We start from the raw sequence: 16,827 nt of genomic DNA, 5'->3' as shown, positions 1-16,827 counted from the left end.
AGTCGATGAGGGGCGCTGGCCGGGTGGCGGGTGGGCGCTCACGAGTACGACCTCCGCTGGTCCGGAGCCGGGATCTGGGCGCCCTTGTACTCGACGGGGATGCCGCCGAGCGGATAGTCCTTGCGCTGCGGGAAGCCCTGCCAGTCGTCCGGCATCATGATCCGGGTGAGGGCGGGGTGGCCGTCGAAGACGAGCCCGAAGAAGTCGTACGTCTCGCGCTCGTGCCAGTCGTTGGTCGGATAGACCGACACCAGCGACGGGACGTGCGGGTCGCTGTCCGGCGCCGCGACCTCCAGCCGGATCAGCCGGCCGTGGGTGAGCGAACGCAGGTGGTAGACGGCGTGCAGTTCGCGGCCCTTGTCATGGAGGTAGTGCACCCCGCTCACGCCGGTGCACAGCTCGAAGCGCAGCGCCGGGTCGTCGCGCAGGGTCCTCGCCACCTGGAGCAGGTGTTCGCGCGCGATGTGGAAGGTGAGTTCGCCGCGGTCGACGACCGTCTTCTCGATGGCGTTCTCCGGGAGGAGGCCCTGCTCCTCCAGGGCGCCTTCGAGCTCGTCGGCGACCTCGTCGAAGTAGCCGCCGTAGGGGCGGGTGGCAGGCCCCGGGAGCCGTACGGAGCGTACGAGCCCACCGTAACCGGACGTATCCCCTCCGTTGTTGGCGCCGAACATGCCGCGCTGGACGCGGATCTCCTCGCCGTGCTCACCGCGCTGCCCGGGAAGGTTCTGCCCGGAGAGCTCCTTCTCGGGATTGGGCTGGTCCGTCATCACTGCATCCCCTTGGTGTCCCCCAGAGCTGACGCCCGGGTGGTGCCCCCGTCTCCGCCCACGCGGCGCAGAGGTGCGGCTTTCGTGTTCGGCTGCGGCCCGGCGGCCGCGCGCGCGTCGCTCACCGGAGCAGCCCCTTCATCTCGATCGTCGGGAGCGCCTTCAGGGCCGCTTCCTCCGCCTCGCGGGCCGCTTCCTCCGCGTTCACGCCGAGCTTGGAGCTCTGGATCTTCTGGTGGAGCTTGAGGATCGCGTCCATCAGCATCTCGGGGCGCGGCGGGCAGCCGGGCAGATAGATGTCGACGGGGACGATGTGATCAACACCCTGCACAATCGCGTAATTGTTGAACATTCCGCCCGATGAGGCGCAAACGCCCATGGAGATCACCCACTTGGGGCTGGGCATCTGGTCGTAGACCTGGCGCAGGACGGGCGCCATCTTCTGGCTCACCCGCCCGGCCACGATCATCAGGTCGGCCTGGCGCGGCGAGCCGCGGAAGACCTCCATGCCGAACCGGGCCAGGTCGTACCGCCCGGCACCCGTCGTCATCATCTCGATGGCGCAGCACGCCAGGCCGAAGGTCGCCGGGAACACGGACGACTTGCGCACCCAGCCCGCGGCCTGTTCGACGGTGGTCAGCAGAAAGCCGCTCGGCAGCTTCTCTTCGAGTCCCATAGGAGTGCCCCTTCGCCCCTCAGTCCCATTCCAGGCCGCCGCGCCGCCACACGTACGCGTAGGCGACGAAGACGGTGAGCACGAAGAGCAGCATCTCCACGAGCCCGAAGATCCCCAGCGCGTCGAAGGTGACGGCCCAGGGATAGAGGAAGACGATCTCGATATCGAAAATGATGAAGAGCATCGCCGTCAGGTAGTACTTGATCGGAAAGCGGCCGCCACCGGCCGGCGTCGGCGTGGGCTCGATGCCGCACTCGTACGCTTCAAGCTTCGCCCGGTTGTACCGCTTTGGGCCGATAAGCGTGGCCATGACCACGGAGAAGATCGCAAACCCTGCCCCGAGGGCGCCGAGCACAAGGATGGGCGCGTAAGCATTCACCCTCCCCGCTCCTTCCAGTCGTCCTTGACCGTTGGACCGCACCGGGCCATCGCCTCACCGCCTCGCGAAGATCATGCATATGTGAGGCAGTTCACAAGCCCGACTGCTCCGCATCCTATGCCTGTCGGTCTGTGATCTGCGACACGGGGTCGGGCATCACGTTTGTGATCTCCACCACCCGACGAACGATCATGAACGAGGATGAGCCGTGATCTTCATACGTGAAGCTCCCGAGTGATCACCAGACGTGACATCCGGCGCGGTTACCGCTGGTCAAACGCGCGGTGCCCTATCAAGTGGTGGCCCATGCAGGCAAATTGGCAATGGACCGCAATGGGTGATAGAGGACATCCGCTCACTCGACCGTGGGACGGGGCGGACAACGGTGGACGCGTGCGCGCGTTCACGAGCCTCCGGAGGTCCGGACGTTGACCCTTCTGTGACCTGCGCCACTCTCTCAAGAGTTCAACAAAAGCGGGCTTGGCCATCCAGGCGAGAGGGTGATAGGCCGACGGCAATTCGGACCTTTTACGGAAAGCCCATGATCACAGCCGTGATCACGCATGCCCGGTTTGCCCGTTACGGCGTCAATAAAGGTCCATCCGCAGCGGATTCACAGGTTCCGTTCGTAACTGTGGCGCAACCCACGTTTCTTGAAGGGAACCGTCGGGCCCTGATAGCGGTTGTACTCATGTCCCACACCGCTCACATACCCAGCCACCGGAAGCCCCGCCGCGGAGCGTCGAAAGTCGCGATCCGGACCGGAGTTGCCGGTGGCTTCCTCAGCACCATCGCGGTGGCCGGAGCCGCCGGGCCGGCGAATGCCGAGCCGGTGACCCAGACCATCGAGATGCCCGTCCTCACGTCCGCCGACCTCTCCGCCGCGGTCGCGCAGTCGGCCGAGGCCACGCAGCAGGTCGCGCTCGACCTCGAACTGCAGGCGCAGGAGGACGCCGCCGCCGAGGAGGCGGCCAAGAAGGCCAAGAAGGCGAAGGCCGAGGCGGAGCGCGAGGCCGAGGCCAAGGCCAAGGCGGAAGCGAAGGCCCGCGCCGAGGCGGAGGCCGAGGCGCGCGCCTCCCGCGACGCCGAGCGCACCACGCTGTCCGCCTCCACCGCCCCCGCGAGCGGCTCCGCCGCCACCGTCGTCGCCTTCCTCAAGGCGCAGCTCGGCGACGCGTACATCATGGGCGCCACCGGTCCCAACGCGTGGGACTGCTCCAGCCTGGTCCAGGCCGCGTACCGCCAGGTCGGCATCGAGCTGCCGCGTGTCTCGCAGGACCAGTCGGTCGCCGGCACCCAGGTCGGCACCTCCAACCTCCAGGTCGGCGACATCCTCTACTGGGGCGGCGCCGGCTCCGCGTACCACACGGGCGTCTACATCGGGAACGGCCAGTACCTGGACGCCGCGAACCCGAGCAAGGGCGTCGTCATCCAGGACCTGTCCGGCTACCCGGCGAGCGGCGCGGTCCGCGTGCTCTGAGGGCTGTCGACGTCTTCGACGGGCCGCCGCTCCGGAAAGGGAGCGGCGGCCTTCGTCGTACTCACCCCCGTGACCGCGCCCCGGCGGTTCAGGCCCGGCCGCCCGGTGCCGCCCGCCGTTGCCGCAGCCACTCGTCGAACGTCTGCGTGCCGCGCGGGCCGGGCCCCGTCGGCAGCAGGCCGCCGGCCGCCATCGCGCGGCCCGCCGCGCCCGGGAACCCGACCGGCACCACCAAGCGCCGCTCGTGCCGGGCCGGCAGCACACGGCGGACCATGTCGATCAGCAGCTCCTCGCGGGGGCCCGCCAGTTCCGGGGCCATGCCCACGGCCGGGCCCAGCGCCAGCCCGACGAGCGCGCGGGCCGCCTCCCGGACGGCGACCGGCTGCACGCGCATCGGCGGGATCGGCGCCAGCGGCCCCCGCATGCGGTCGAGGAGCTCGTCGGCGAACTCGTGGAACTGGGTGGCGCGCAGCACCGTCCACGGGACCGGGCCGGCCGCCACGACCTCCTCCTGACGGATCTTGCCCTGGTAGTAGCCGTGGCCGACCCGGTCGATGCCCACGATCGACAGCGCCACGTGGTGGCGCACGCCCGCCCGTTCCTCCGCCATGAGCAGATGGCGCGACGCCGACTCGAAGAAGGCGACGGCCTTGCGGCGGCTGATCGTCGCCGCGTTGGTCACGTCGATCACCACCTCGGCGCCGGCGAGCGCGGCGTCCAGCCCCCGGCCCGTGGTGACGTCGGCGCCGGTCGACCGCGCCAGCACCACGGGCTCGTGACCCGCCGCCCGCAGTTCCCCGACGACGTGCCGCCCGGCCAGGCCCGTGCCGCCCGCTACCGCGACCCGCATGGGGTGGTTCTCCCTTCGCTCGTCACCCCGCGTGGGTGACGCGGAGCTTCGACTGACCGTGCGGCAGGCGCTCCCAGTCGTCCATGAACCGGGCGGCCAGACCGTGGCGCGCGGCCAGCCGTACCAGCGTCTCCGTACGGTAGTAGAAGTCCTCGCCCAGCACCTGGTGCTCGCGCGTCTCGGTGCGGTCGTAGGTGAAGTCGAAGAAGCCGCCGGGCGCGAGGATCCGTCCGACGTGCGCGAGGCATTCGTCGATGATCTCCAGCGGCGAGTGCGAGAAGACGCTGTGCGCGTGCACGACCGTGAAGGCGGCGTCGGGAAGGAAGTCCAGGGTCAGATCGTCGACGGGTGTCAGATACGGCAGCTTGTCCTGGAGCCCGTAGCGGACGAGGGTCTTCTTCGCCTCGATGAGGATGTCCGGCGAGATGTCGATCCCGTAGTAGTGGCCGGGCTCCAGATGGTCGATCAAGAGCCGGCCGGCCCGCAGGTTGCCGCAGCCGATCTCCAGCAGCCGGTCCTGCGGCCGCAGGCCGTGCTCGCGCAGGTAGTCGAACTGCATCTGCCCGATGGCGAGCCAGCGGTCGTGCGAGGGCCCGCCGCCGACCGCCGCCTCCGGGCTCCTCGCGGTGTCGGACGCCATCACGGCCCGGTAGTACGCGACGTGGCCGCCGCGGTGGCGCAGCCGCAGCCACGCGTCCCGGCCCGCCCGGCGCAGATGGGGCACCACGCGGCGGGGATGGCGCAGGGCGTACCGCACCTTGTGGCCGAGGCGTGAGCGGTTCACCGACAGGCGGGATGTGCGTCCTTGTTGCATGACGGCCTCCGTGCCATCCGTGGGCTGCCCCTTTCCGGATGCTAACCAGCTCACGCGACGACCGGCACGGGCTCACTCGTTCGGAACGCGCGTTGGTCCGACTGCCGCGCCGGCCCGGGCGCCCGGCCGCAGCCGGCGGCATCTTGGCTGCCATGCGGGAAACAGGCGTGATCAACGGGGCACTGACCGGTGCGGCGGGCGAGGTGCTGCGGGGACCACGCGCCGGGACGGCCGCCGGGAACGCTCTGCCCTGGCTCGCGGCCGTCTCCGCCGCCTTCGTACTCGTCCACCTCGCGCTGATCGCCCCGGGTCTCGGGCTCGGCTGGGACGAGTCGGTGTACGTCAGTCAGGTGAGCCCGCAGGCGCCGGCGGCGTTCTTCAGCGCGCCGCGCGCCCGGGGCGTCACCTTCCTCGTCGCGCCTGTCACGGCGCTCACCACCTCCGTCATGGCGCTGCGCGTCTTCATGGCCGTGCTGGCGGGCTGCGGCCTGTTCCTCGCGCTGTGGGTGTGGCGCCGGCTGCTGCCCGCTCCCGTCCTCGGCGTCGCGGGCGGGCTGTTCGCCAGCCTGTGGATCACGATGTTCTACGCCTCGCAGGCGATGCCCAACCTGTGGGTCGCCTACGGGGCGCTCGCCGCGGTCGGCTGCTTCCTGCGGGCCGCGCGCAGCCCGGGCGACCGGTGGGCGCCGGCCGGCATGGCAGCGGGGGTGGCGTTCGCCGCGCTGATGCGGCCCACGGACGCGGTGTGGCTCGCGCTGCCGCTCGCGGTCGCGGCCGTGGTGATGCGGGCCTGGCGGTGGCCGCTGCTGCTGGTCCTGCTCGCCGCTGGCGTGGTGGCCGGCTGTGCCCCGTGGATCGTCGAGGCGTATGTCTCGTACGGGGGCCTCGCCGCCCGGCTGGACCGGGCCAGCGAGATCCAGGGCCGGCTCGGCTGGTACTTCTCGATCGACGATCACGTACGCGCCCTCGACGGGCGCCTGCTGTGCCGCCCCTGCGACGTGGCCTGGCGGCACCCCGCGGCCGCCCTGTGGTTCTTCGTCCTGCCGCTGCTCGTGGCGGCGGGCGTGCGGGCCGCCGCCCGCACCCGCCGCCACCGCACGCCGCTGGTGGTCGCGACTGTCGTCGGTGCCGCGCTGGCCGCGCCCTACCTGTTCACCGTCGGCTACGCGGCACCGCGCTTCCTGCTGCCCGCCTACGCCCTGCTCGCCCTGCCCGTCGCGTACGGCCTCGTCCGGGCGTGCCGGCCCCGGCCGCGCGGGCGGCGGATCGCCGTCGGGATCGTCGCGGTGGCCGTGGCGGCGCATCTGGCGATCCAGTTCCGGGTGGCCGACAGCGCGGCGGAACGGGTGCGGCGCAACACCGCCGATCTCGGGCGCATCGCCGCCGAACTGCGTGCCCTGGGTGTGCGCCCGCCGTGCGTGGTCAGCGGCGCGGAGGCGATCCGCATCGCGTTCCGCGCCGGCTGCGCCTCCCGCCAGCCCTGGGGCCACGACGAGAGCATCACGCCGGAGGAACTCGCGGCAGCGGCCGGCCACCGGCCGGTCGCCGTCGTGGTCGCGGGAGGGGGACGCCCCCCGGCGTACGCCCGCGCGTGGCCCGCCCATCCGCTGCCGGACCTGGGCAGCCTGACGGGCCTGCGGGTCCATGTCTCGGCCGCGGGCCGCTGAGGCTGCCCCTTCGTGGCCCGGCACGCGGGCGACGCTCCAACGACCCACGACCGCTCGGTCGCCCGTTCCTCCAGCCGTCCCCCTGTGCCCGCCGGGCGGTCACGCCTTCGGGGTCACTTTGGCAAGTCCGGGTCAGAGGTACTCGGTCGCAAGGTTCGCATGAGCATGGAGACCTCCGCAGGCCCCGCAGCCCGGGGAGCAGGGCCGCCCCCGGCGGGTTACGGCGTAGGTGCATCCCGCGGCTCCCGGAGGCGACCCGGGCCGCGAGCGCGGCCTGCTCCGCCTGGTCGACGGCTCAGCGGTGGATGTTCGTCTGGTCGCCGCCTGCCTGGTAGATGTGGCTGCCGCCCGAGGCCCTTGCCTCTTGTACCAGCGTGCCGTGGTGTGACCGGTCCTCCGCCGTCGGCAGGAGCGGGGTCAGCTCCTCGTCGAGCACACGGCGAAGTTCCCGTCCCAGGTCGGGATCCTCCCGCAGCAGCCGCTGGAGCCTGCGCTGCCAGTCCGAAGCGAGGTGGCTCTCGGTTTCGGGGTCGTTGCTCTGTCGTGCCTCAAGCACCTCGGCACGTACCTCCGCCAGCTCGGCCTCGACGGCCGGAACCCGCTCCGGGTGGACGCGCCGCCACAACTCCACGGCGGAGGTGCGCGCCTGCTGCCAGGCGTCGGTGGCCATCGCACCGACCAGCGCGGTCGCGGCGGCCGCTGCCAGTGGATCCATGTCAACCTCCGGGAAAGACAGTTCTGCACGGTCGTCAATCGGGCTCATGTGGAGAGGTGTGGTACGCGGGCGTCACCGTGTCCGGCCTGTTCAGCGGTCCGCGGACGCGCCGGGTGGAGAACCCCAGACGACCGCGTCGAACTCCACGGCGGGCATGACCCCTTCCGGGATCCGCGTCACCCGGAGGCGGGCGAGGCGGCCGCCGTCGGTTTTCACGCACAGGACGGTGCCCGGTCGCACGGGGACGGAGTGAGCGGCGGCGGCTTCGACCGTGCCGGCGCAGGCCTCGTGGTCCGGCAGGTCTCCGTCGATCCGCCACAGCGACACGGCCCCGTTGCTGCCCGGGAATACATCGAAACCGCCGGCGCCCGACCCGATAACGAGATCGCCGTAGGAGAACTGCGACGGCTTGGTGGGCTGGCCGTCGTCCAGTTCCTTGCCCTCCAGGCCGAGCACCATGACGCCGCTCCATTGGACTGAGGGCTCGGGGAGCGCGGAGGACGGGCTCGTAGTGCCGGTCTCCTCCTCCGGTGCGGCGCTGGGACCGGTCGCCCGCGGTCGGTCGCCACCCGTCTGCGGGCCGCCGCCCGGCGTGCCGTCGGGTGAGGAGGCGGGCTGACGGCCGGCGCCGTTCGAGATCCGGCCGTCTGTCATCGCGTACGCGGTCGCCGCGCCGACGACCGCGGCGATGGCCGCTGCCAGCACGATGCGTCTCCTGCCGTGGGCCCGGGACCGGTCGGCGGCAGCGCCGTCGGCGGGTGCCGCGGCACCGGGGTGGCCGGGCGGGAGGTAGAAGACGTTGTTGTTGCTGCTGTTGGTGAGGTTGAGTTGTCCGCCCCCGGCCTGGTGCACGGAGCCCGATGTCTGTGCTCTCCCCTGCATGCTGACGGCGGAATGGGACTCCTCGGGCCGTCGCTCGCCGCTCGCGCTCTGGTTGCCAGACATCCCCCGCCTCGGCAGTTGCTCCCCCGCTGTCCTCCGTGGGGCAAGCGTATGCCGTCGCCTCGACCGGCCATCGGGCTTTCGTCGAATTCCCCGCCCGCATCGGCGATGTCGACGCCGTCCCGTGCGTCGAGCCGCCGAGCGGGGCCGGACCGTCTGCGCCTGTCCCGACTGCGTACCGAACATCACCCCCTGGCCGCTCCCCAATCGCTCCGCATCAGCCGACCGGAGCGAGAGCGACCGCTGACCCGTTCGCATTCCGGCCGCCGGCAAGCACCGCAGCCTGCGGGCTGAGTCATGTCCGCGGGAAGAAGGGCCTACGTCAGTGGGCTACGGCAGCCCGGGCCGGCGGGGTTCCTGTGATCCCGGTTGAAGGATCACGCCTTCGGGGCCACCTTCGACAGGCCGTTGATGATGCGGTCCATCGCGTCGCCGCCCGTCGGGTCAGTCAGGTTCGCCAGCATCTTCAGCGTGAACTTCATCAGCAGCGGGTGCGTCAGACCGCGCTGGGTGGCGACCTTCATGACCTTCGGGTTGCCGATCAGCTTCACGAACGCGCGGCCCAGCGTGTAGTAGCCGCCGTAGGTGTCCTTGAGGACCTTCGGGTAGCGGTGCAGGGCCAGTTCGCGCTGGGCGGGGGTCTGCCGGGCGTGGGCCTGGACGATGACGTCGGCCGCGATCTGGCCGGACTCCATCGCGTAGGCGATGCCCTCGCCGTTGAACGGGTTGACCAGGCCGCCCGCGTCGCCGACCAGCAGCAGGCCCTTCGTGTAGTGGGGCTGGCGGTTGAACGCCATGGGGAGGGCCGCGCCGCGGATCGGGCCCGTCATGTTCTCCTCGGTGTAGCCCCAGTCCTCCGGCATCGAGGCGCACCACGCCTTGAGCACCTCGCGCCAGTCCAGCTCCTTGAAGGACGCGGAGGTGTTGAGGACGCCCAGGCCGACGTTGGACGTGCCGTCGCCCATGCCGAAGATCCAGCCGTAGCCGGGCAGCAGCCGGTCCTCGCCCGGGCCGCGCCGGTCCCACAACTCCAGCCAGGACTCCAGGTAGTCGTCGTCGTGGCGCGGGGAGGTGAAGTACGTACGCACCGCGACGCCCATCGGGCGGTCCTCACGGCGGTGCAGGCCCATCGCGAGGGAGATGCGCGAGGAGTTGCCGTCGGCGGCGACGACGAGCGGCGCGTGGAAGGTGACCGGCGACTTGTCCTCGCCGAGCTTGGCGTGCACGCCCGTGATGCGGCCGGTGCGGTCGTCGACGATCGGCGCACCCACGTTGCAGCGCTCGTACAGCCGCGCGCCCGCCTTCTGCGCCTGCCGCGCCAGCTGCTCGTCGAAGTCGTCGCGCTTGCGGACGAGTCCGTAGTCCGGGTACGAGGCGAGGTCCGGCCAGTCCAGCTGGAGGCGCACGCCGCCACCGATGATCCGCAGGCCCTTGTTGCGCAGCCAGCCGGCCTCTTCCGAGATGTCGATGCCCATCGCGACGAGCTGCTTGGTGGCGCGCGGGGTGAGACCGTCGCCGCAGACCTTCTCGCGCGGGAACGCCGTCTTCTCCAGGAGGAGGACGTCGAGCCCGGCCTTGGCCAGGTAGTACGCGGTCGTGGAGCCGGCCGGGCCTGCCCCGACGACGATCACATCGGCAGTGTGCTCGGTAAGGGCTTCGGTCACGGCGGTTTCTCCCGAAGATTCGATTCGATTCGGTTCGATATTGCGTACCGAACGGCACAGGACATGGGCAGTCTATGGGGGCGATCAGTTCCGCCGACCGAAGGGCTCCGTACATGAGCAGCAGGCCGCTCCCCGACATGCAGCTGCGCGTCCCCACCGACGAGGACGCCCTGGCCTGGCACCGGGTCTTCGCCGACCCCGAGGTCATGGAGTTCCACGGGGGCAGGCCGGCCGAGCTGTCGGTGTACGAGGAGCTCACCGCCCGGCAGCGCAAGCACGACGCCGAGCGCGGCTTCTGTTTCTGGACGATCCTCGACGAGCACGGAGAGGTCGTCGGCTTCACGGGCGCGCAGCCGTGGCCGCACGAGAACTTCGGGCCGGTCGGCGAGATCGAGATCGGCTGGCGGCTCGCCCGCTCCGCCTGGGGCAAGGGCTACGCCACGGCCGCCGCCCGCACCACGCTGGAGCGGGTACGGGCGGCGGGTGTGGAGCGCGTGGTGGCGATGGTGCACTCCCGCAACGAGCGGTCCATCGCCGTGGTCCGGCGCCTCGGAATGGAGCTCGCCGAGACGTTCACGACCCCGGCGTCGCAGCAGACCGGCTACTGCTTCCGGCTGGAGCTGGCGGACGGCCTCAGCCGGCCGTGAACGTGGCGACCGCCGTGGAGAACACCACGTCCTTGTCCGGGTCCCAGCGGTCGGCGCGACCGGCGGCGAGGATCGCGTACTCGGTGCCGTCGGCGGCGACGAAGGCCTGGTCGATGACGTGGCGGACCAGGCCGCCCTCGTCGGGTTCGGGGATGTGCGTGAACTCCCAGAGCGCTCCCGGGCGGCCCTGGTAGGTGTTCTGCTCCAGCCGCAGGCGCCGGTAGTCGCTCGCGGCGTTCGCCAGGTGCTTCTTCTCCAGGCCGGTGAAGTTCTCGTACGAGCTCATCGGGGTGTTCCGGATGACGCCGATCTGCAGGTACTCGCCTCCGGTGGGCGCCTCGTAGAAGACCTGGCTGCCCGCCTGCCGGCGGGTCCAGCCCTCCATGACCGCCACACTGAACCCGGCGGGATCCTCGCGCACCACGAATCCGGCGGGGAGCGTGCCGCCGGGGGAAGCGGACGGCGAGGGCGACGCCGAGGACGACGAAGGCGAGGGCGAGGCGGCGGGCGACGGCGTCGCCTGCGGCTTGGCGTCCGGCGTCTGCGCCGGCGGCGCGGACCGCCGGTCCTGCGTCGTGGGTGCGTTTTCCTTGTCCTGCTGGTCCTGCCAGATCAGCAGGCCGGCCGTCGCCCCGCCGCCGATGACGAACGCGGCGGTGAGCGTCGCCGTCCACAGCAGGACCTTGCGCCTGCGGTCCCCGCCGGCTCCCGCGCCCGGTCCGGCGGGCAGCGGCGCGGTGCCGGACACCGCCGGGGCGCCGAGGTGCACGGTGTACGGGTCGTGCGGACCGCCGTTGGCGGCAGCGGCCGCCGGGGCTCCCGGACCGCCAGCCTCCGGACCGGGCGCGGGAACCCCGGGCGCGGGCGGTCCCGGTGCGTACGGCGCCGGTGCGGGCGCAGCCCCGGGCCCGTACGGCACCGGCGGCGGGGTGTACGGCGTCGCCTGCTCCGCCGGCCACTGTCCAGGCCGCCCGGGCAGGAACGAACAGACGAACGTCGCGCCGCCCATCCACAGCAGCCCGAACAGCAGCGCGTCCGGCACGCTCGGCGCGATCTCGGCGATGCCCTGGCCGCCGAAGCCGGCCAGCCCGCCCGCCATTTCGGCGGAGAGACCGCAGACCCCGGTGAACAGCAGCACCAGCCCCAGGACGAACGCTGCCGCCAGCAGCTGCTCGCGCCGGTCGGCCGATCGGCGCGCCGCCCACACGCCGAGGATCAGCGCCGAGACGACTCCGAGCGCCACCGCTCCCGCCACCGCCCCGCCGCCCCACACGTCGGAGACCTCGCCCAGGCCGAAGCTGCCGTGCTCGGAGCCCCAGCCGAAGAAGACGGCGTCGCCCCGGACCTCGTACGTCACCGGCACGCCCCAGCCCAGGCCGAGCAGGGTGAAGCCGATGTTCGGCAGGAGCGGCAGCGCCATCAGCAGGGCCGTACCGTCCACGTCGTCGTTGGCCGCGTAGACGGCGAAGCCGGTCAGCGAGCACAGTGCGACGACGACGGCGAGCGCGCGGACCGCCGTGCCGAACGCGCGGACCGCGGACCGGGCGGCGGGGCGCTGCGCCAGCCACGCGGCGAGGTCGTCGCGCTGGAGCACCCCGGCCGTCACGACCGCCGAGAGCACCAGCGCGCCGAGCGCCGCGAGCAGCGGTGACGAGGAGACCTCGATGCCCGCGATGTCGGGCTGGGCGAACAGGCCGAGCACGAGGACCGCCGCGGTGACCACCAGCGAGACGCGCACGGCCGCTTCGAGCCCCGCGCCGCGCGCACGGAGCATCCGGGCTCCCGTCCACAGTGCGGCGATCCACAGCACGGTGACGGTCAGCGGGACGAGCGAGAGCGACGCGGTGCCCTGTGTCACGGCCTCCATGCCGGAGTCGGGGAAGCCCGAGCCGCCGGAGCCGTCGCCGTAACCACCCGAGGAGTCCCCCCAGCCGAAACGGCCGCCGTCCGAGGAGTCTCCGGTGCCGAACCCGGTCCCGTCGCCGGCCTTCAGCTCGAACCCGCCGCCGAAGCCCTGCATCAGCAGCGCGAGGGCGATCCGCAGCCGGTCGCTCCAGCCGACGACGACCTCGTCCTGTTGTCCGTACGACGGGATCGCCAGCGCGGTCGCGAGCAGGAGCAGCAGACCGGTCGGCCAGAGCGCGGCCCGCACCGATGCCGCCCAGTCGCCGCGCAGCGCCCGCCGGAAGAAGGCCGCCACGGGCGAGGGCACGGCGGGAACGGGTCCGTACGCGGGCGGGGGCGGCACGGGCGCCGGGCCCTGCGCCGGGACGGGAACGGGCACCGGCGGGGCGGTCTCGGCCGGCCGCTCCTTGCCGCATGTCATGCAGAAGCGGGCCTCATCCGGGGATGGGGCACCGCAGTGGCCGCAGTACGACGCCATGGGGAGACTCCGAAGGCAACGGGCGGGGACGGAAGTTGACGCTCCATGAGGAGCACGTAAGCAACTGACTCATCCTGCCACCCGCCGGTTCCCGCCTCAGAACACGGACAGCCCCGTCAGCGTCGTGAACCTGTCCAGCGCCGCCACCCCGGCCACCGAGTTGCCGCGGGCGTCGAGGCCCGGGCTCCACACGCACAGCGTGCAGCGGCCCGGCACGACGGCCACGATGCCGCCACCGACCCCGCTCTTGCCGGGCAGACCGACGCGGTAGGCGAAGTCACCGGCCGCGTCGTACGTGCCGCAGGTGAGCATCACCGCGTTGATCTGCTTGGCCTCACTGCGGGTCAGCAGCCGCGAGCCGTCCGCGCGCAGCCCGTGCCGGGCCAGGAAGCGGGCGGCGCGCGTCAGGTCGGCGCAGCTCATCTCGATCGAGCACTGCCAGAAGTAGTGGTCGAGGAGGGCCGGGACGGGGTTGGTGATGTTGCCGTAGGAGGCCATGAAGTGGGCGAGCGCCGCGTTGCGGTCGCCGTGCGCGGACTCCGACTCGGCGACCTCGGGGTCGAAGGCGAGGTCCTTGTTCCCGCTCTCCTCCCGCAGGAATTCGAGCAGTTCGCTGCTGGCGTCGCCGGTGAGGGTCTGCAGCGCGTCGGTGACGACGAGGGCGCCCGCGTTGATGAACGGGTTGCGCGGGATGCCGTTCTCGTACTCCAGCTGCACCAGCGAGTTGAAGGGGTTGCCCGAGGGCTCGCGGCCCACCCGTTCCCACAGGCCGTCGCCGCCCGCGGCCAGCGCCAGCGCCAGCGTGAAGACCTTGGTGATCGACTGTGCGGAGAACGGGTGGCGCCAGTCCCCCACCCCGTACACGTTGCCGTGCAGGTCGGCGACGGCCATGCCGAAGCGTCGCGGGTCGACGCCGGCGAGGGCCGGGATGTACTCGGCGGGCCTGCCGCTGCCGACCAGCGGGGCGACGTCCTGCGCGATCTGCTCCAGGACCGCCTGGTAGTCCACGGCGATGGACTGGTGTTCCACGCCTGCTGCCTACTGCTGGGGCTTGGTGCCGCGGTGCAGTGCGACGATGCCACCGGACAGGTTGCGCCAGGCGACCTTCGTCCAGCCGGCCTGCTGGAGCCTGCGGGCGAGTGCGGGCTGGTCGGGCCAGCTCTGGATCGACTCGGCGAGGTAGACGTACGCGTCCGGGTTGGAGGACACCGCGCGGGCGATGGGCGGCAGGGCCCGCATCAGGTACTCCTCGTACACGGTGCGCAGCGGCGCCCATGTCGCGTGCGAGAACTCGCAGATGACCACACGGCCACCCGGCTTGGTGACCCGGTACAGCTCGCGCAGCGCCTGGTCGGTGTCCTGCACGTTGCGCAGCCCAAAGGAGATCGTCACGGCGTCGAAGACGTCGTCGGCGAACGGCAGCTTCGTCGCGTCGCCCGCGGTCAGCGGCAGCCACGGGTGGCGCTTCCTGCCCTCGCGGAGCATGCCGAGGGAGAAGTCGCACGGGACGACGTACGCGCCGGTGGCGGTGAACGGCAGCGAGGAGGTGCCGGTGCCGGCCGCGAGGTCGAGGACCTTCTGCGCGGGGCGCGCGTCCACGGCCTTGGCGACCTCCTTGCGCCAGCGCCGGTCCTGGCCGAGCGAGAGCACGTCGTTGGTGAGGTCGTAGTTCGCCGCCACGTCGTCGAACATCGAGGCGACTTCGTGCGGCTGCTTGGCCAAGGTTGCTCGGGTCACAGCCCCATTCAAGCAGCCCGCCTTGCCGAGCCGCCCGCGGGACGCCCCGCGACTGACGCGCGGCGCGGCGCCTCCCAGGTGGCGTCGCCCGTGAGGCGGCCCGGCGGCGCTTGCGTGGAGCCGGCCCGGCCGGCCGCGCGTGGTCGACGGCTAGGTCACGGATCGCCGTGCCCGACGCGGTGCGCAGGTCTCGGGGCGCGCCCGGCGCGTGCCGCCGCGCCCGGCTCACCTCCGCCGGTACACCAGTCGGCCTCCGAGGACGGTCGCGACGCACGTGGCCGCACCGCCCAGGCGCAGCGCGCGGGCCGGCTGCTCGCCGACGGGGACGTCGAACACCGCGAAGTCGGCGGCGCCGCCGGCACTCAAGTCGCCGTCGAGCAGCGCGTTGAGGGGGAAGTGCACGGCGGGATCGAGCGCGAGTGCATCCCCCTCGTACCGGCCGCGCCGCGCCTCGCGCACCCTCAGCCCGGACCGCGCGACCGCCGTCCGCACGGCCGGCACGGTGAAGGGTCCGGCGAGCGCGGTGACTCCCTGCGCCAGCAGCCGCTGGAGACCGCGCCGGGCGCTCGCGCCCCAGCGCGTGTCGTCCATCGCGAGCGCCTCCAGGGCATCGCCCGTCAGCGGCTCCATGCCGAGCTCGTCCGCCTCGCGCGGATCGGGGTGGTACGCACGCTCCAGCAGTGGCACGGCCTGCGGATGGCGCAGCCCGGGCAGCAGCAGCCCGGGCCAGCGGCGCACCCGCGCCTGCGGGCGCTCACCGGCCAGCCGTTCGTACGGACCGGCCGCGACGATCAGCCCGCCGTCCACGGCCACGGCGTCGGCGTCCCTGCGGCCGGTGAAGGCCGCCCGGTCCGCGACGTGAATCGTCAGCAAAGCGGCCTCAGTTGGCGCTGAGCAGCTTCAGCTCCGGGTGCGCCGTCCCGCCCTCGATCGCCGTGGACGAGATGTGGGAGACCACGCGCTCGTCGACCGGGTCGTCCGCCGGGTCCTCGTGCACGACGATGTGCTCGTACGTCGTCGTCCGCTGCGCCGGCACGCGGCCCGCCTTGCGGATCAGGTCGATGATCTCCATGCGGTTGGAGCGGTGCTTGGCGCCGGCCGAGGAGACGACGTTCTCCTCCAGCATGATCGAGCCGAGGTCGTCCGCGCCGTAGTGCAGCGACAGCTGGCCGACCTCCTTGCCCGTGGTGAGCCAGGAGCCCTGGATGTGCGCGACGTTGTCGAGGAACAGACGCGCGATCGCGATCATGCGCAGGTACTCGAACAGGGTCGCCTGCGTACGGCCCTTGAGGTGGTTGTTCTCGGGCTGGTACGTGTACGGGATGAAGGCGCGGAAGCCGCCCGTGCGGTCCTGCGCGTCGCGGATCATCCGCAGGTGCTCGATCCGCTCGGCGTTGGTCTCGCCCGTGCCCATCAGCATCGTGGAGGTCGACTCGACACCGAGGCCGTGCGCGATCTCCATGATCTCCAGCCACCGCTCACCGGACTCCTTGAGCGGCGCGATCGCCTTGCGGGGGCGCTCCGGCAGCAACTCGGCGCCGGCGCCCGCGAAGGAGTCGAGGCCGGCCGCGTGGATGCGGCTGATCGCCTCCTCGACGGTGACGCCGGAGATCCGCGCCATGTGCTCCACCTCGGACGCGCCGAGCGAGTGGATCACCAGCTGCGGGAACTCCTTCTTGATGGCAGCGAAGTGCTTCTCGTAGTACTCGACGCCGTAGTCGGGGTGGTGACCGCCCTGGAACATGATCTGCGTGCCGCCGAGTTCGACGGTCTCCGCGCAGCGGCGCAGGATGTCGTCGAGGTCGCGGGTCCAGCCCTTGGCGGTGTCCTTCGGCGGGGCGTAGAAGGCGCAGAACTTGCAGGCCGTGACGCAGACGTTGGTGTAGTTGATGTTGCGTTCGATGATGTACGTCGCGATGTGCTCCGTACCTGCGTACCGGCGCCGGCGCACGGCGTCCGCCGCGGCGCCCAGCGCGTGCAGCGGCGCGGAGCGGTAGAGGTCGAGCGCTTCCTCGGCTGTGATCCGCCCGCCTGCGGCGGCACGGTCCAGGACGGACTGAAGGTCGGCCTTCTCGGTCACCGGGCGTCACCCTTCGGCGGTTTTTC

Annotated in this window: 16 protein-coding genes; 3 read left to right on the top strand and 13 right to left on the bottom strand. The window is 71.9% G+C overall.

Annotated elements, in window-relative coordinates; all coding sequences use genetic code 11:
- Nucleotides 1–38: 38 nt before the first annotated feature.
- The 3 genes from HW130_RS06830 to HW130_RS06820 all read right to left on the bottom strand — a co-directional run bounded on the left by HW130_RS06830 (nt 39) and on the right by HW130_RS06820 (nt 1,822).
- A complete protein-coding gene (locus tag HW130_RS06830; protein WP_177148524.1) occupies nt 39–767 on the bottom strand; it encodes an NADH-quinone oxidoreductase subunit C in 729 nt (242 codons plus the stop codon).
- A gap of 121 nt (nt 768–888) precedes the next feature.
- Nucleotides 889–1,443, bottom strand: coding sequence for an NADH-quinone oxidoreductase subunit B family protein (locus HW130_RS06825; RefSeq protein ID WP_177148523.1), 555 nt, complete (start codon nt 1,441–1,443; stop codon nt 889–891).
- Nucleotides 1,444–1,462: 19 nt separating this feature from the next.
- Nucleotides 1,463–1,822, bottom strand: coding sequence for an NADH-quinone oxidoreductase subunit A (locus HW130_RS06820; RefSeq protein ID WP_003974383.1), 360 nt, complete (start codon nt 1,820–1,822; stop codon nt 1,463–1,465).
- Between the two features lie 691 nt (nt 1,823–2,513).
- Between HW130_RS06820 and HW130_RS06815 the strand changes: the two genes are divergently transcribed.
- Nucleotides 2,514–3,302: a C40 family peptidase gene (locus tag HW130_RS06815; protein WP_177148522.1), complete on the top strand. Its 789-nt coding sequence runs from the start codon at nt 2,514–2,516 to the stop codon at nt 3,300–3,302.
- An 88-nt stretch (nt 3,303–3,390) separates the two neighbouring features.
- On the opposite strand, the gene HW130_RS06810 is transcribed toward HW130_RS06815, so the two are convergent.
- The gene (locus HW130_RS06810) at nt 3,391–4,152 is read right to left on the bottom strand and encodes an SDR family oxidoreductase (protein WP_177148521.1); all 762 of its coding nucleotides are present in this window, start codon (nt 4,150–4,152) and stop codon (nt 3,391–3,393) included.
- Nucleotides 4,153–4,174: 22 nt separating this feature from the next.
- Nucleotides 4,175–4,966 (bottom strand): class I SAM-dependent methyltransferase, encoded by a 792-nt coding sequence (locus HW130_RS06805; protein ID WP_177148520.1) that lies wholly within the window; start codon nt 4,964–4,966, stop codon nt 4,175–4,177.
- 152 nt (nt 4,967–5,118) lie between these two features.
- On the opposite strand from HW130_RS06805, the gene HW130_RS06800 reads away from it, so the two are divergent.
- On the top strand, nt 5,119–6,633 hold the full coding sequence (locus HW130_RS06800; protein ID WP_177148519.1) for a hypothetical protein: 1,515 nt from the start codon (nt 5,119–5,121) through the stop codon (nt 6,631–6,633).
- Between the two features lie 295 nt (nt 6,634–6,928).
- On the opposite strand, the gene HW130_RS06795 is transcribed toward HW130_RS06800, so the two are convergent.
- The 3 genes from HW130_RS06795 to HW130_RS06785 all read right to left on the bottom strand — a co-directional run bounded on the left by HW130_RS06795 (nt 6,929) and on the right by HW130_RS06785 (nt 9,954).
- Nucleotides 6,929–7,348 carry a hypothetical protein gene (locus tag HW130_RS06795; RefSeq protein WP_177148518.1) on the bottom strand — a complete coding sequence of 140 codons (420 nt, stop codon included), beginning with the start codon at nt 7,346–7,348 and terminating at the stop codon, nt 6,929–6,931.
- Between the two features lie 90 nt (nt 7,349–7,438).
- Nucleotides 7,439–8,200 (bottom strand): hypothetical protein, encoded by a 762-nt coding sequence (locus HW130_RS06790; protein ID WP_218183206.1) that lies wholly within the window; start codon nt 8,198–8,200, stop codon nt 7,439–7,441.
- Nucleotides 8,201–8,667: 467 nt separating this feature from the next.
- Nucleotides 8,668–9,954 carry a geranylgeranyl reductase family protein gene (locus tag HW130_RS06785; protein ID WP_177148516.1) on the bottom strand — a complete coding sequence of 429 codons (1,287 nt, stop codon included), beginning with the start codon at nt 9,952–9,954 and terminating at the stop codon, nt 8,668–8,670.
- 113 nt (nt 9,955–10,067) lie between these two features.
- Here HW130_RS06785 and HW130_RS06780 point away from each other — a divergent pair, with 113 nt between their 5' ends.
- Nucleotides 10,068–10,601, top strand: coding sequence for a GNAT family N-acetyltransferase (locus tag HW130_RS06780; protein WP_177148515.1), 534 nt, complete (start codon nt 10,068–10,070; stop codon nt 10,599–10,601).
- Here HW130_RS06780 and HW130_RS06775 read toward each other — a convergent pair.
- From HW130_RS06775 to mqnC, 5 genes are all read right to left on the bottom strand, one after another.
- A complete protein-coding gene (locus HW130_RS06775; protein ID WP_177148514.1) occupies nt 10,588–12,927 on the bottom strand; it encodes a hypothetical protein in 2,340 nt (779 codons plus the stop codon). The genes HW130_RS06780 and HW130_RS06775 overlap by 14 nt on opposite strands.
- Before the next feature lie 153 nt (nt 12,928–13,080).
- A complete protein-coding gene (locus tag HW130_RS06770; protein WP_177148706.1) occupies nt 13,081–13,992 on the bottom strand; it encodes a glutaminase in 912 nt (303 codons plus the stop codon).
- A gap of 30 nt (nt 13,993–14,022) precedes the next feature.
- On the bottom strand, nt 14,023–14,721 hold the full coding sequence (locus HW130_RS06765) for a demethylmenaquinone methyltransferase (RefSeq protein WP_177148513.1): 699 nt from the start codon (nt 14,719–14,721) through the stop codon (nt 14,023–14,025).
- A gap of 225 nt (nt 14,722–14,946) precedes the next feature.
- A complete protein-coding gene (locus tag HW130_RS06760; RefSeq protein ID WP_177148512.1) occupies nt 14,947–15,594 on the bottom strand; it encodes a hypothetical protein in 648 nt (215 codons plus the stop codon).
- Between the two features lie 7 nt (nt 15,595–15,601).
- Nucleotides 15,602–16,801: a cyclic dehypoxanthinyl futalosine synthase gene (gene mqnC, locus HW130_RS06755; RefSeq protein ID WP_177148511.1), complete on the bottom strand. Its 1,200-nt coding sequence runs from the start codon at nt 16,799–16,801 to the stop codon at nt 15,602–15,604.
- Between the last annotated feature and the right edge of the window lie 26 nt (nt 16,802–16,827).

This window comes from Streptomyces sp. PKU-EA00015 (genome assembly GCF_013387495.1).
Classification (GTDB): Bacteria; Actinomycetota; Actinomycetes; order Streptomycetales; family Streptomycetaceae; genus Streptomyces.
This window is presented reverse-complemented; position numbering and strand designations above follow the sequence as displayed.

What these genes read in the sequence shown, in the direction of transcription:
- HW130_RS06830 (WP_177148524.1), bottom strand. Translation starts at nt 767, where the DNA reads ATGACGGACCAGCCCAATCCCGAGAAGGAGCTCTCCGGGCAGAACCTT.
- HW130_RS06825 (WP_177148523.1), bottom strand. Translation starts at nt 1,443, where the DNA reads ATGGGACTCGAAGAGAAGCTGCCGAGCGGCTTTCTGCTGACCACCGTC.
- HW130_RS06815 (WP_177148522.1), top strand. Translation starts at nt 2,514, where the DNA reads ATGTCCCACACCGCTCACATACCCAGCCACCGGAAGCCCCGCCGCGGA.
- HW130_RS06810 (WP_177148521.1), bottom strand. Translation starts at nt 4,152, where the DNA reads ATGCGGGTCGCGGTAGCGGGCGGCACGGGCCTGGCCGGGCGGCACGTC.
- HW130_RS06805 (WP_177148520.1), bottom strand. Translation starts at nt 4,966, where the DNA reads ATGCAACAAGGACGCACATCCCGCCTGTCGGTGAACCGCTCACGCCTC.
- HW130_RS06800 (WP_177148519.1), top strand. Translation starts at nt 5,119, where the DNA reads ATGCGGGAAACAGGCGTGATCAACGGGGCACTGACCGGTGCGGCGGGC.
- HW130_RS06795 (WP_177148518.1), bottom strand. Translation starts at nt 7,348, where the DNA reads ATGGATCCACTGGCAGCGGCCGCCGCGACCGCGCTGGTCGGTGCGATG.
- HW130_RS06780 (WP_177148515.1), top strand. Translation starts at nt 10,068, where the DNA reads ATGAGCAGCAGGCCGCTCCCCGACATGCAGCTGCGCGTCCCCACCGAC.
- HW130_RS06775 (WP_177148514.1), bottom strand. Translation starts at nt 12,927, where the DNA reads ATGACATGCGGCAAGGAGCGGCCGGCCGAGACCGCCCCGCCGGTGCCC.